Origin of the sequence: Sphingobacterium humi (genome assembly GCF_009768885.1) — a bacterium.
Taxonomy (GTDB): Bacteria; Bacteroidota; Bacteroidia; order Sphingobacteriales; family Sphingobacteriaceae; genus Sphingobacterium; species Sphingobacterium humi.
The window spans coordinates 342,339-357,457 of record NZ_WSQA01000002.1; the positions used below are offsets into that span (position 1 = coordinate 342,339).

Below are 15,119 nucleotides of genomic sequence, written 5' to 3' on the forward strand. Positions count from 1 at the left end.
CTCTTTGTTAATTTTTCTAGCTAAGTAAAAACCTTAGTAATTAGGATTCTGTTTAAGACCACTTGTTAAAACTTCGGTTGATGGGATTGGCCATAGATACTGTTTTTTAGCATCAAACTTCCGGATGGCAATCTGTTTTACTAAGCCTTCTGTATAAAAAGGCGTGATATCTGCCACACCATCTGCATCTACAGCTGGTGCACTTGGTAAAAACCATTTCCCAGGATTCACAACCTTTGCCACTAGATCTCCCGGATCTAAAAGCCCATAATTAGGTTTATTTAATACTTTTTCTGCTAATTTCCAGCGGATTATATCCATATAGCGGAGGCCTTCAAAGGCAAACTCCATTCTACGTTCAGCGCGTACTATTTTGCGAAGGTCTACTTGACTGCCTAGTACTACCTTCGGATAACCAGCAGCAGCCGAATTTACCTTATATGCCCTCGCCCGTACTTGATTGATTGCATCAACAACAGATTGATCCAGTTCATTGGCTTCAATTTTCGCTTCCGCATAAATTAATAATACATCGGCATACCTGATGATAATGTTATCAGGCTCCACGCGCCATGAATTCAATAACCAATCAGAATCAACGCCTTTTCGCCAAACCAGCCCATTAAAGGATGCATAGGTAGCAACGGCACGATTATCATTATTATTGACATCAGCATTGGTAGATACTTTCTTCGTTTTTAAGGCTAAAGGATGCGGATTATAAATAAAATCTAAATGTGCTTCACCAAAAGGTACAATCGTAGCATTACAACGTGGGTCGCGATTAGCAAACGGATTCTTAGGATCAAATAACGGCGACTTATCAATAGTTAAACCATCGCTACAGTAGAACGAGAACAAGAGATCCCAAGATGGATCAAACTGCGCCCAACCACCTGCATTTCTAGACACATAGGATTGGCGGCCGCCCACAGCAACACCTAAAGCAATAGAACGCGGCAATAAAAAGATAGATTCCGGAGATTGCTTGGTTCGCGAAAGAAATAAGTTACCAAAATCTGTATGTAACTGATATTTCCCTAAATCCATACAGGCCTTTGCAGCAGTTTTAGCCGTTTGAAAATCGCCTCTATAAAGCGCAATTCTAGCTTTCATGGCTAAGGCAGCTCCTTTAGTCACCCGCTTGAGCTCATTGGAGCTATAGGACTCCTTCAAGTTTGTAATAGCGAAGTCGAAATCTTCATAGATTTTCTTAAGGACTTCCGCCGGGTCAGACTGACCGATGGCCATAGCGTCCTCAATACTTAAGGTTTTATCGGTATATACTACATTTCCATAATGACTCAACAAATAGGAATACATACAAGCACGCACGAAACGCGCTTCTCCTTTGTAGGCGTTTAATTGAGCCTCTGGCAAGGTGCCTGCAGCTCTATCCATACTTTCTAATACAACATTGGCACGCGATATCGCTTTGTAGGTATCACGCCAATTAGTAACCACATAGGCAGTTTGCCCGTTGATAGTCGCATTGGTAATATCGGTCAATCCATCGCGATTGATCCAATCGTCAGTCCATTCATCGGCATCCTTCTTCCATAGGGCTTCGCGGTAAAGGTCGTTTAGCGACATCACCAATTCATCCGCATTGGAGTTCCAGGTTTCACTAGACCCTTGGGAAAGCGGATTCAAGTCGAGTTTTTGACAAGATAACATCGACAAGGAAAGACATATATATAAAAGTTTATTTTTCATGATGTTGGCGATTAAAATTTCACATTTACTCCAAATAAAAAGGAGGCTGTAATTGGGTAATTAAACTTCTGCATTTCCGGATCCCAACCTTTTGGAAACTTATTAACCGTTAAGATATCATTGGCGGTAAAAGAGAAGCCTAAGCCTTGCACATGATATTTAGTCAAGAATGCTTCCGGAATCTGGTAGGAAAGGCTTACCGACTTCAAGCGGAAGTACTTCCCGTTAATCATCCAAAAATCAGACATCGCATAGTTATTACTGGCAGAGGTATTTGAATAGCGCGGATATTGCGCATTTCTATTCTGCTCTTCGGAATTGTATTTACTCCAAGTATTGCCATCTAATATCGATAGGAAATTACCCCAGTTCTGCTGATAAGGTTGAATCATATCGGCCGTTTGACGGGTGTTTTGTTTACCAACGCCTTGCACCACCACATTTAAGTTCAATCCACTGTAGCCAACATTTATTTGGCCACCATACAAGTATTGAGGCAGTGACCCGCCAAGTAATACGCGGTCATACTCAGGAGAAATCTTACCGTCAGGTGTACCATCAGGACCAGAAATATCACGATACTTCACGTCACCAGGTTTAACATTGGCATTCAATACCGGTGAATTAGCCACTTCATCTGCCGTTTGGAAAAGACCATCTGAGATATAACCATACCATTCGTTAAATTCTGAGCCTTGCTTTTTCACTTGATCGCCTAAGAACTCTGTACCTCCAAGATCGCCCATCTTAGATTTGAAATTGGAAATATTAAAAGAGATGCCATAATTAAACTTATTAATTCTGTCCTTCCATCCTAATGTTAGCTCCCAGCCTTTGGTATCCATAATCCCGGTATTCTGATTTGGGTTTTCAAAGCCTATATAGCCAGGAATCTGCAAGGCCAATAACATATCTGATGTTATTTTCTTATAGACATCAAACGTAGCACTCAAGCGATTGTTTAACCCGATAAAATCCAATCCCATATCGTAGGATTCTGTTTTCTCCCAAGTAATATCGCGAATAGCATACTGCCATTGCGCTGCTGATTGCGCAGATACAACCTCGTTACCATTGTAGAATAAGGCCCCATTTGAGAATTGAATCAACGATTGATAAGGATAATTACCTATACGCTCATTACCTAAAGTACCGTAAGAAGCCCGAATTTTAAAGAAATTCAACCAGGAGATTTCTTTCATGAAGCTCTCTTCAGAAACTGTCCATGCTGCCGACACGGATGGGAATACACCCCAACGGAAGTCCTTAGCGAAGCGTGAGGACCCGTCGTACCTGATATTCGCCTGAATAAAGTATTTATTGGCGTAGTTATACATGGCGCGCCCAAAATAAGACCTGTAAGCATTTTCATAAGCCGACCCGTTGTTATCACGGAAGTCCAGTGGACCAATATCAAGATAGGGATAGCCGCTTAGTAGGTATTGATCTCTTGAGGCACCAAGGCTTTCATTATTTAAGTAGAAAAACTCGTAACCTGCCAATAGGTTCAGGTTATGTTTTCCAAAGCCTTTCGTATAGTTTCCAAGGAATTGGGTGGTATATTGGTATTCTTCTACCCTACCTTCGTTAAGTTTGGTCGCATCGAATCCATTGATATAGCCTAGGCGTTGATCTGGATTGTTCCAAGCCGTATAAGGCACTTTGGTTTTAAATAATTTCGAACGGTTGAAGTTAAATATTGGCGCAATGACCCCAGTCAATGTCAAGCCATCTAAAGGCTTCACATCCAAGCCTACCTTACCCCCAAATTGAGAATACTGGTATTTATTGTGTCCACCGAAGTTTAACATGCCATAGATGTTATCTCCATCCTTTCCGGAAGCTAAGCGTCCATCATCCCACATAGCAGCATAAATAGGTGCTGTAATTCCCATACGATACATTGGATCGATTAAGCCTCCGAAGCCCGGATTATCCTGATCAACAGTATTGATATAAGGCCGATTATCCGTCGTACGCTTAAAGTTTAAGTCGATTACAGCAGATAAATATTTATTTACATCGATGTTATTATTTACGCGAGCCGTTAATCTTTCATAATTCCGATGCACATATAAAGCATCCGTATCATCATAACCTAATGAAAACCGTGTTCTCAAATGCTTCCCTGACCCTGAAACCGCTAACTGATGACTCTGTCTATTTGCTCTTTTCTTTAGCAACACATCTTGCCAATCGGTGATTGGATACTGATTCGGATTCTCCTTATTCAGGTTGATATAGTTATCCACTAAATCTTTAGCATAAATAGGATATTCATTGGCGTTGTTATTATTATCGTTCCAACGCAATTCATTCACCAGTTGCAAATAGCGTTGCGCACCTACATACTCAGGAAGCTCTGTTGGAGTTTCAAAACCAAGGTCGGTGTTATACTCCAGGGATAGTTTCCCATCTACGCCTCTTTTGGAAGTGATCAAAATAACCCCTGCTGCCGCTCTGGAACCGTAAATAGAAGCTGATGCGGCATCCTTTAACACTGTAACATTCTCGATGTCGTTCGGATTTACCTGATCCAGCCCACTAATAGGCACCCCATCAAGAATTACCAGCGGATTTAGCCCACCTTCTGTAATGGTGGTAATCCCGCGTACGCGAATGGTAGCTGCAGCACCCGGCGCATTATTCGTACGGGTGGCCATTACCCCAGGCACGGCACCTTGTAAAGCTTGGGAGAGCTGCGTTGTTTTACGCACGGCGATATCCTTCCCGTCGACGGAAGAAACCGCCCCGGTCAGGTCTTTTTTCTGCACTGTACCATAACCAATGACCACCACTTCATCCAGTTCAGTATCATCAGGTTTTAGGCGAATTAAAATACTGTTAGTTTGGTTTACTTTGGCAACAAAATTCATTACTGAATCGCGCTGGAACCCCATATGGTGCACATAAATATTATATACACCATCCACGGTCAGGTTTTCCAGGTTAAACATCCCCTCGGCATTGGAACCTACGGTTTGTTTTTGCTGGGTTTTCACATTTAGAACTTCCACGGTTGCATTTGGGATGGCCCCACCATCCGTCGAGATTACTTTTCCGGTTGCTTTGGTCTGGGATTGTGCCGAAGCTTGTTGGAAAAGAATCAATAGCCCATAGATTAGTAACGGGTAGATTACTTTACTTTTCATGGTCATAAGATTAATTTATAAAAGGTTTTTGGTTACTGAAATTTGTTATTTAATTTTTATTACATGTTCATTTATCGTAAAAGTGCATCCATTCATTTGACAGAAACTCGTTAAGAAGCTTTCCAGGTTTTCATCCTGAAATAACTCACCCGTAAAGTTTCCATTGATAATCTTCGGGTTTTCAATATCGATGGTGACATTGAAGAGGCGCTCCATAATACTGAATAAGTCAGCATTGGAAACCCCATTGAAATTGACCACTTGGTTCGACCAGGCAATGGAGCTTTTGGTATTCTCGCCCACATTGTTCTCCCGCTCCATCTCCCAAGCGCGTTTATAATTGCTTTTCTCCTTCTTCAGGAGTCTATATGTGAAGTCTTTTTTATTGATAACGATGGTCGACTTTTCCGAAAGGTAAACCTGGTTATCCAAGCGTTTTTCTGCCTCTTCCAACACGATTTTTCCTTCCAATAGTTCCACCAATAAATTATCCTGATCATAGCTGCCCACACTAAAAATGGTACCCAAGGCCCTGGTTTGCACCCCTTCATATACAACCCGGAAAGGACGTTCCTTATCAGGATGCACATAATAGGTGGCCTGCCCAGACATCTGTTGCAGTTCCCGATCAAAAGCAAAATTTGGAAGGTAAGCTATCCGCGACTGCGGCTCCAACTTTACGCGGCTACTATCTGGCAACATATACCATTTACTGTCGGTTCCTAAATTGACCAAAGTCACCCGTAGCTCGGCAGTATTCCGCTCCACATCCTGCATCCCTATTTTATAAAAGGAGAACAGCACAAAAAACAGCACGGAAGCAGCCACAAGCCATTGCTTCCAACCGAACTGAATAGATTTAACTTTTAGGATTTCTTTAAGTTGCGCTTCTTTTTCATACACGGGCATGTGCAGCAACTCATCTTCTGCTAGGTGTTCAAATAATTCCAGCTTATCTAAAGCCTCTTCATGTTGCTCCAGATAATCAGCGACAGCATCACACTCTTTATGAGCGCATTTGTTTGCCATGAATTTTTCTATCACCTCTTTGTTCACAGTTTATAATTTAGGTCGTTTTAAAAGTATATACGTCCGAAAACTCAAAACTACGTACGCCTGGGTAAAAAAAAATTACAAATGCAGCATAATAAAAATTAAGGCTAATATTTTCCGCAGCTGTTGAACCGATTTATAGACATGGGTTTCTACGGTTCGGACGGATACATTTAATTTCTCAGCAATTTCCTTATGGCTATAGCCTTCAATATAGGCCAAATTAAACACCTCTTTGCGCATAGGCGATAACTGATCGATCGCTTGGTTTAAGGAATCTTTCAAATCAGCGGATAGCTCTTCAACCGGAATCTTTTCCTGCTGCTGTAAGCTATCGATCATCTGTCTTTCTTTCGATTCTTTGCGCAGCCAATCAATAAAGACAAGCTTGCCCTTTCGGAAAAGTTGAATTTCTACAGATAGTTCCGGATTGTAACTATCACGATAACGCCAAAACTTAATAAAGGTTTGTTGGGTCAGGTCTTGGGCCTGTTCATAAGATCCTGTTTTTTTATAAAATCCCGTATACAACCGATCATAATAAGTATGAAACAGTTCTCGAAATATACGCTCATCAATCTTTAGATACATAAATCTACTATAACTCGGCCACAGGTTTATTACGTGATCATTCCATGATTACCAGGAAATCGATCATCCAATTTACAGAAATATTAACAAGTAATCTATTAATCTACACAAAATTCCTTTCCTCCTTACAAGAGAATAATTTTCCAAGCTTTTTCTACGGCCCCAGCTGCCAAAAATTCCCGCGCTTTTAGGTACTGATGAACCTGACGGCTGCTTTCATCACCGATAAAGGCATTCATCAATTCTTGAATCTCCGGTTCATATTGAAAGGCATCCACCAAGGCAGGCGATGGCAACGCCCCGTAAGATGCTAATTGCTGTAATTCGGCATCCGTAAAAAAGCCTGCCGCAAGCACGAAGGAAGGTATGTTTTGTGTATCCATAAAAAAAGCTGAACGTTTTAAAGTTCAGCTTTTTTATAGGATAATGCAATTATTTACAGCTTTTCGATAATCTTATTAGCGAACTCACTCGTTTTCAATAAGGTGGCATCATCCATTAAGTTGTAAAAATCTACGGTCACTGTTTTTTCTTTGATGGTTTCGGCCACTGCCGCAACAATAGCGTCGGCAGCTTCTGTCCAACCCAAGTATTCAAACATCATTACGCCGCTCAAAATCACCGAGCATGGGTTCATGCTGTCGGTATTGGCAAAGCGCGGTGCGGTTCCATGCGTAGCTTCAAAAATAGCATGCCCCGTTTTATAGTTGATATTGGCACCCGGCGCAATCCCGATCCCTCCTACCATGGCGGCAAGGGCATCAGATATATAATCGCCATTCAGGTTTAGGGTAGCTACGATATCAAAATCCCTAGGAGCCAATAAAATCTGCTGCAAGAAATTGTCAGCAATCATATCTTTTATAATCAGTTTACCTGCTTGTTCAGCGGCCTTTTGCTCGACATTGGCAGCATCCTGACCTAGCTTGGCCTTTGTTTGCTCCCATTGATTCCAGGTGTATACCTGCTCTTTAAATTCCGTTTCAGCCAATTGGTAGCCCCAATTTTTAAAAGCCCCTTCGGTATATTTCATAATATTGCCCTTGTGCACCAAGGTTACCGACTTGCGGTTTTCGGCCAGTGCAAATTCTATGGCCGCACGGATTAGGCGTTTTGAACCCTCTTCGGATACAAATTTTAAACCCACGCCCGTGGTATTGCTGAAATTATAGTCTACAGCAAGGTCATTCTTCAGGAAGTCCTGCATGCGTTTTGCCTCGGCTGTTCCTGCGGCAAACTCAATACCGGCATAAATATCTTCCGTATTCTCACGGAAAACCACCATATCAACCCATTCCGGATGTTTTACAGGCGAAGGCACGCCCTCATACCATTTGGTAGGTCGTTGGCATACATACAGATCCAATTCCTTGCGTAAGGCTACATTTAAGGAACGGATACCCCCACCAATAGGCGTGGTTAAAGGACCTTTTATCCCCACTAAATATTCCCTAAATACAGATAGTGTTTCTTCAGGCAGCCAATCGCCGGTTTCATTAAAAGCTTTTTCACCGGCCAATACTTCCTTCCAATTTACCTTACGCTTGCCTTGATAGGCCTTGGCAATGGCTGCATCGAACACCCGAACGGAGGCATGCCAAATATCGGGGCCAATTCCATCGCCAATAATAAAAGGTAAAGTAACATGGTCAGGCACTTGCAATTGCCCGGCTTCGTTTATACTGATCTTATCGTTATTCATCCCACTTAATTTTTGTCTTTACTAAACATGTTTCCAATTTCACGGCTGATCTTACGGAAGATCGGTGCGGTTTGGATATCTTCGTATTCGTCAATATGCATATCGGCCACGCGCGATGGGAAGATTAAGATTAAGTTCTGATTCTTGTAATACTTCCCTACCCGTTTTGCCAAGCCATCTAAAGAGTCGCGGTAAGAAACCTCGCCAAAACGCGATGAAACGAAAACCAATAAAGAATCGGCATTACTGAAAGTCGCCAAGCCATAGATGTTATCCCAATCTTCATAAATGGAATAACTTACCGGCACGCTAGACTTCAAGGTATTCAGCATCTCTTCAATGGCTTGCTTCGTGCGGTAATTACATACGTACGTAATCGGCAGCGACAGCTCTTGGGCAAACTTGCACATCTTCTCCATCCAATAGGCGAAGCCTACTTCCGACTCAGCCAATGGAGGAACAAAAATAGTGATGGATTTGTTTGTGATAAAAGGTTTATCGAGGCGACACATGAATAAACTGGCGTCGGTACGGTTCAGGATACTCTCCGTTTTCTCCCCTACAATCTTCTCCACAAAACTACTGGCACTCGGCCATCCCAATATCAAACAGTCGGCAAAGGCATCACGTGCTGCCCGGCCAATACCATTGGCAATATTGAAGTCGATGCTGGTAATTAATTCCACGTCTGTTTCAGAACCGGAAGCATATTTAGCCATTTTATCCAGGTTCTGCCGTGCCAGCATCACATTGCGCTCGGCCTGCTCATCGTTGGGCACCACGCTTAAAATATTCAAGGGATGGGGCGATTTCTTAGATTTAATAAGGGTAGCAAAATCAAGAATAGCCTCCATATTATTCAAGTTAGCAATCGGAATCACAATCTGCTCTTCATGTTCCTCTACATGCTCAATGTGTTCCTGATCCTGATGTCCGGCCATAACGATACGTTTCGACGCATTTTCCGTCACAATGGAGGCAATGATACAACTGATCAGAATCAGTACGATCGTACCGTTCAGCACATGTTCATCAATAATCTGATTGTTATAACCCACCATAATAATGGCAAGGGTGGCTGCGGCATGTGCATTACTTAAACCAAAGATCAGGTTTCGCTCATTCTTCGCATATTTAAACACCAATTGGGTTGCTGTGGCCGCTAAAAACTTACCACTTACCCCCACAAGTGTCAATACACCGGCCACATAGAACACCGTCCAGCCTTCCCCTTTAAAGAAGATGGAAACATCCACAATCATCCCTACGGAAATCAGGAAGAAAGGAATAAAGATGGCATTTCCGATAAATTCAACCCGGTTCATAAGGGCTGAAGAATGCGGTATCAGTTTATTTAGCGCTAAACCGGCAACGAAGGCTCCGATAATGGGCTCCAAGTTAGCCATTTCTGCCAGAAAGGCCGCAAAGAACACCACCGTTAATACAAAGATATAGTGGGCTGTTTTTTCACCTTCAATCTTCTCAAAAAACCATTTGGCGATCTTTGGAATAACACCAAACATAATAAACAGGAAAATAGCGAAGGAAACCCCTAGGGTTACCCAAAACTCATTATTGATATCGCCTTGAGAGGCCCCTTTAATTACCGCCAAAATAATAAGTACGGCTGTATCGGTTAGGATGGTTCCCCCGATGGTAATGGCGACCGCTTCATTCTTGGAAATACCATAACGGTTAACAATGGGATAAGACACCAAGGTATGGGTGGCAAACATACTCGCAATCAGAATACTGGAAAGCAAGCTATAGTCTAGCACATAATAACAAACCGGAAAACCAATGGAAATAGGGATAATAAAGGTAAAGAATCCAAACATCACACTCTTATGTTTGGTCTTTTTAAACTCATTCATATCCAACTCTAAACCAGCAATAAACATGATATAGAGCAAACCAATGGTAGAGAATAAGTCGACGGCCGAATTCTTCTCTAACCAGTTTAATCCATGCGGCCCAATAATCATCCCGGAAATAATCAAACCGATAATCCCAGGCACCTTGATAGGTCGGAGCAAAATGGGTGATAACAGGATAATAAAGAGAACGAGGGAAAAAATAAGGACAGGATTGGTTAACGGTGCTTCAAAGGCATGTGCTAAATGATCTAAAACTTTATTCATAGACAGTTCACTAATTACTAAAACACCCACATAGGAGGTATTTAATTCCAAGGGAAAGATAGCGAAATTCTATATTTTTAAGAAATTAATAAGCCTTGGAAGTCAACTTATTTAAACTGGATAGTCTTTATCGGTGATATCCGGCTGATTAACATCGATGGTATAAACAAGGTAAGTAGGGCAATAAAAACCAAGGCTACGTTTAGCCAAACTACTGTTAACCAGGAAATATCCATCGGCACGAAAGATACGTAGTACACCGAAGGATCTAATTTGAAGAAATGCGTATAGCGTTGAAAAAAATAAAGGCAGATAGCAAGAAAGTTACCTAATAACAAGCCATATCCAATCAAATACAAGGAATTATATAAGAAAACGGTTCTGATTTTGCGGTTTTGCATACCCAAAGCTTTCAGCATCCCAATCATGGAAGATCGCTCCAGAATACTGATTAATAAGGCCGATATCATATTGATGACGGCCACTACCACCATCAGCACAAATATGATATTATCGTTCATATCGAGCATATTCAGCCAATTAAAAATATCAGGCATCTGCTCCACCACATTGGTTGCGTAAAGTTCAATCGGCAATTCATCATTCACCCGTTCGGTGGTTATGGCCAATTGATTGAAATCCTTCACCCGCACTTCATAGCCCCCCACCTCATGCTCCGCCAGGTTATTCAGCTTCCGAATCAGCGATAAGGATCCAATGACATATATTTTGTCCAACTCTTCCGAATTCGTGCTAAAAATGCCGCGAATGACGAATTTACGCTTCCGTACAGGCTCTTGAATAAAATACATGATAAAGCTATCTCCAACCTTCAATTGCAGTCGGTTGGCAATCAAGCTGGATATCAGGAGTTGGTTTTCCGCATTCTCGGCTTTAAAATCTATGGTTTCCCCTTCCACAATGGTTTTAGAAAGGAAGTCTTGATCATAATCTTTATCTATTCCCTTTAGCAATACCCCTTCCACTTCCCCTTTCACATTCATTATCCCTGCCTTGGTGGCAAAAGGATAGACATTCATGATATTGGGATCTTGCTCCAGCTTGGCAATCTCTTGGCTATTTAAGGATATTGGCGTGTTCACATAGGAATCATTGCGGTCATTTTTCAGAATAATGACATCGCCAAAGAAGCCCCTTTGCTTGTCTGTAATTTCGCCTTTAAAGCCCCTCAATATCGCCACCGCCAGGATAATAGCCATAATAGCCAAGGTCAATGCCCCGATAGTTACCCGAACGATAAGTTTGGAAAAGGTCCGTTGCCCCGATAAAGTAATGCGCTTTGCAAGGAAAAATGGAAAATTCAAGCTTAAATTAAATTTGTACCTTCGCAAAGTTATAAAAATTCAACGCAGATTGGTAGTTGAAATCAGATAATCAAGATTTATTATGCGCATTATATTCATGGGAACACCAGATTTCGCAGTAGCTTCATTGAAAGCCCTGTTGGACGCTGGTGAAAATGTGGTCGCTGTGGTAACAGCACCGGACAAACCGGCAGGTCGTGGACAGAAGTTGAACCAGTCTGCCGTAAAGCAATTTGCAGTAGCCAACAACCTACCTGTCTTACAACCCGAGAAGCTTCGTAATCCGGAATTTACTGAACAATTAAAATCCTACCAAGCCGACCTGCAAGTTGTTGTTGCCTTTCGGATGTTGCCTGAAATGGTTTGGGATATGCCTGCAATGGGCACCGTGAATGTACATGCCTCCTTACTGCCTAACTACCGCGGGGCGGCTCCCATCAACCATGCCGTTATGAATGGCGAAAAAATATCGGGGGTCAGCACCTTTCTCTTGCAACATGAAATTGACACCGGAAACATCTTGTTCTCCACGGAGGTGCCTATTGCAGAAACGGACGACGCTGGCAGCCTGCATGACAAATTGATGGAAGAAGGCGCAGCATTAATCGTAAAGACCGTGGCAGCCTTAAAAACAGGCCAAGTAAACCCGATTCCACAAGACAGTATCCTGGATGATGCTGAGGTGAAACATGCACCCAAGATATTTAAAGAAGATTGTTTAATCGATTGGCAGCAACCTTTGGATAAGCTGTACAACTTTATCCGTGGCTTAAGCCCTTACCCCACCGCCTATTGCTTTCTTGCCGGTAAGGTGTTAAAAGTATTTAAAACCGAAAAAGAAGAAAACAACACAACCTATGCTGCAGGCACATGGCTAAGTGATGGAAAAACTTATTTAAAAGTTGCCGTACAGGGGGGCTTCTTACAGTTAGTGGAAGTACAGTTGGAAGGCAAGAAAAGAATGCAGGTTAAAGATTTCTTACGTGGCTATAAGCTACCTGAGGAGGTTATAATTCCTTAAACTCCAATAAGTCAGCCGGCTGACAGTCCAAGGCCTTACAGATGGCATCCAAGGTGCTCAAGCGGATAGCTTTTGCTTTTTGGTTTTTAATAATCGATAAATTAGAAAGGGTTATCCCTACCTTGTCACTTAGTTCATTAAGTGACATTTTCTTTTTAGACATGATTTCGTCCAGATGAATCACAATGGGCATAGTCGACTAGTTTTGATCTTATTGCTAAGAAAAACAATATTAACCGAATATTGTTTTATGAATAAGACAATAAAAAGAGATCAAGCGTAGTTTATATTAACAATATTGTAATATTATTAGTGTAATTGGGGTAAAATGCTTGACTTTGGAATGATTTTTGTAGTTAGTTTTACATCAACTCAACCCCGCTAACTTACTCATTATGAGTTAATAATTTACAATTATATTAGAATAAATTGGATTATATTCGCTAAATTTGCGAACATTTCAGATTAGAAAGGTTTATATTATTAAATGAGACAGCTCAAAATTACGCAATCCATCACCAATCGTGAGTCCCAGTCCTTGGATAAATACTTACATGAAATTGGAAAAGTAGATTTAATTTCAGCAGAAGAAGAAGTTATTCTAGCGCAAAGAATTCGCGAAGGTGATCAAGTAGCATTAGAGAAATTAACCAAAACCAATCTTCGCTTCGTTGTATCTGTTGCTAAACAATATCAGAATCAAGGCCTAACCTTAGGCGACTTGATTAACGAGGGCAATTTAGGCTTAATTAAGGCAGCAAAACGCTTCGACGAAACTAAAGGTTTTAAGTTTATCTCTTACGCTGTTTGGTGGATTCGTCAATCCATCTTGCAAGCTATTGCCGAGCAATCTCGTATCGTTCGTTTACCGTTAAACCAGGTGGGGTCTTTAAGCAAAATCAGCAAGGCCTTCTCAAAACTGGAGCAGGAATATGAGCGTGAACCATCACCGGAAGAATTGGCAGACATCCTTGAAACAACCGTTGACAAGGTTTCTGATACCTTAAGTAATTCTGGTCGTCACGTATCTATGGATGCTCCCTTTGTGCAAGGTGAAGAAAACACCCTCTTGGATGTATTAGAAAACAGCGATCCGGATACCGATAGCTCCTTAATTGATGAGTCTCTATCCGAAGAAATCAAACGCTCCTTAGCGACGCTTACCGAGCGCGAGCGTGAAATTATTGTATTATTCTTCGGCTTAGGTTCCAATCATCAATTATCCTTGGAAGAGATTGGCGAGAAATTCAGCTTAACCCGAGAGCGCGTACGTCAAATTAAAGACAAAGCTTTACAAAGACTACGTCATACCTCGAGAAGCAAAATTCTTAAATCATATTTAGGATAGAACATTTTAGGAAAGAAATAGCAATGCGCAAGTTAACACTTGCGCATTTTTTGTTTTTAGGCAGGGGGGGATTCTTCTGTTACTTTTTTTGTCATCATATTGTCATAACCTTGTCATGGTGAGCGGAGTCGAACCACGAACGACTGGTACGTCAATGTAAACCATCATGCACAAGCAGCTTACTAAAAGCGTAATATAAATGCATGTCATTGGTAACAAATGACATTGTTAATTAGCATGTTAGGCGTTATGGATTGCACTGACGTACCAGTCGTTCGTGGTTCGACTCCGCTCACCATGACAAAAAGATGACAAAAAGATAACAAAACGACACTTACTAAAATTCCCCCGCTCTCTCCCCTTTCTCACACTTTTCTCACACCTTGCTCACCCCTTTCTCACCCCTTTCTCACCCGTATCAATCCCCTTTGCAAAGGGCTGTAAAAGGGCTGAGCAAGGCTCAATAAAAAGCAGTAAATAACACTTAAGCAAAGCTTGATTGCCCCAGGGTTACCGGGGAATTAGAAGGAATCCCAGAAAATACGTAACGAATGCGGTGCTTTTCAGGTGGTTGCCTGCTAGAACAGCCTGAGAAAAGGGCATAAAAAAAGGCTGATCCTTTCTTGCAGAATCAGCCTTTTTATGTTTTTCTCTTTGCTTATTTTTTGTGCAATTGCTCGTATAGATCAATCACTTTTTTCTGTAAATCGATTACTTCCGCTTCGCGTGCTTGTAACCGTTTTTGCAGCTCATTCACTTCATTTTGAATTTGCTTATCTTCTTCCGGATCGGACGTAGATAGCAATTGAACTAAGGATAGCCCAAATAACTTAGAGATTTGGTTTAATCTGGAGAGATTAACATCCGTAATACCTGTTTCGATTTTGGAAAATGCCGGGATGGAAATATCCAACCGTTTGGCAACATCCTCTTGACTCCACCCCTTTTGGTGTCTAAGTAATCTAATTTTTTTTCCTAATGCATTCATGGGTAAAATGTAAAATATTTATTTATTAAGTAATTATCAAATTTAAACAAATAAAGTAAATTTCAAAATGTGCGTATTAAAT

12 protein-coding genes are annotated in these 15,119 nt (G+C 41.4%); 2 read left to right on the forward strand and 10 right to left on the reverse strand.

What is annotated here, in order from left to right; genetic code table 11:
* Positions 1-33: 33 nt before the first annotated feature.
* The 8 genes from GQF63_RS03815 to GQF63_RS03850 all read right to left on the reverse strand — a co-directional run bounded on the left by GQF63_RS03815 (position 34) and on the right by GQF63_RS03850 (position 11,680).
* The gene (locus GQF63_RS03815) at positions 34-1,716 is read right to left on the reverse strand and encodes a RagB/SusD family nutrient uptake outer membrane protein (protein WP_160367783.1); all 1,683 of its coding nucleotides are present in this window, start codon (positions 1,714-1,716) and stop codon (positions 34-36) included.
* Positions 1,717-1,727: 11 nt separating this feature from the next.
* Entirely contained in the window at positions 1,728-4,868 is a 3,141-nt protein-coding gene (locus GQF63_RS03820) for a SusC/RagA family TonB-linked outer membrane protein (protein ID WP_246163271.1), read from the reverse strand.
* 45 nt (positions 4,869-4,913) lie between these two features.
* Positions 4,914-5,897 (reverse strand): FecR family protein, encoded by a 984-nt coding sequence (locus tag GQF63_RS03825; protein WP_160367785.1) that lies wholly within the window; start codon positions 5,895-5,897, stop codon positions 4,914-4,916.
* Between the two features lie 102 nt (positions 5,898-5,999).
* A complete protein-coding gene (locus GQF63_RS03830; RefSeq protein ID WP_160367786.1) occupies positions 6,000-6,512 on the reverse strand; it encodes an RNA polymerase sigma factor in 513 nt (170 codons plus the stop codon).
* 125 nt (positions 6,513-6,637) lie between these two features.
* Positions 6,638-6,895 carry a hypothetical protein gene (locus GQF63_RS03835; RefSeq protein WP_160367787.1) on the reverse strand — a complete coding sequence of 86 codons (258 nt, stop codon included), beginning with the start codon at positions 6,893-6,895 and terminating at the stop codon, positions 6,638-6,640.
* A 53-nt stretch (positions 6,896-6,948) separates the two neighbouring features.
* Entirely contained in the window at positions 6,949-8,214 is a 1,266-nt protein-coding gene (gene icd / locus GQF63_RS03840) for an NADP-dependent isocitrate dehydrogenase (protein ID WP_160367788.1), read from the reverse strand.
* 5 nt (positions 8,215-8,219) lie between these two features.
* Positions 8,220-10,355: a cation:proton antiporter gene (locus GQF63_RS03845; protein WP_160367789.1), complete on the reverse strand. Its 2,136-nt coding sequence runs from the start codon at positions 10,353-10,355 to the stop codon at positions 8,220-8,222.
* A 107-nt stretch (positions 10,356-10,462) separates the two neighbouring features.
* Entirely contained in the window at positions 10,463-11,680 is a 1,218-nt protein-coding gene (locus tag GQF63_RS03850; protein WP_160367790.1) for an ABC transporter permease, read from the reverse strand.
* 82 nt (positions 11,681-11,762) lie between these two features.
* Between GQF63_RS03850 and fmt the strand changes: the two genes are divergently transcribed.
* On the forward strand, positions 11,763-12,701 hold the full coding sequence (gene fmt, locus GQF63_RS03855) for a methionyl-tRNA formyltransferase (RefSeq protein WP_160367791.1): 939 nt from the start codon (positions 11,763-11,765) through the stop codon (positions 12,699-12,701).
* On the opposite strand, the gene GQF63_RS03860 is transcribed toward fmt, so the two are convergent.
* Positions 12,688-12,894 (reverse strand): helix-turn-helix domain-containing protein, encoded by a 207-nt coding sequence (locus tag GQF63_RS03860; RefSeq protein WP_160367792.1) that lies wholly within the window; start codon positions 12,892-12,894, stop codon positions 12,688-12,690. The genes fmt and GQF63_RS03860 overlap by 14 nt on opposite strands.
* A gap of 294 nt (positions 12,895-13,188) precedes the next feature.
* Between GQF63_RS03860 and GQF63_RS03865 the strand changes: the two genes are divergently transcribed.
* The gene (locus GQF63_RS03865) at positions 13,189-14,049 is read left to right on the forward strand and encodes a sigma-70 family RNA polymerase sigma factor (RefSeq protein WP_093096797.1); all 861 of its coding nucleotides are present in this window, start codon (positions 13,189-13,191) and stop codon (positions 14,047-14,049) included.
* 658 nt (positions 14,050-14,707) lie between these two features.
* On the opposite strand, the gene GQF63_RS03870 is transcribed toward GQF63_RS03865, so the two are convergent.
* The gene (locus GQF63_RS03870; protein WP_149526016.1) at positions 14,708-15,037 is read right to left on the reverse strand and encodes a helix-turn-helix domain-containing protein; all 330 of its coding nucleotides are present in this window, start codon (positions 15,035-15,037) and stop codon (positions 14,708-14,710) included.
* Between the last annotated feature and the right edge of the window lie 82 nt (positions 15,038-15,119).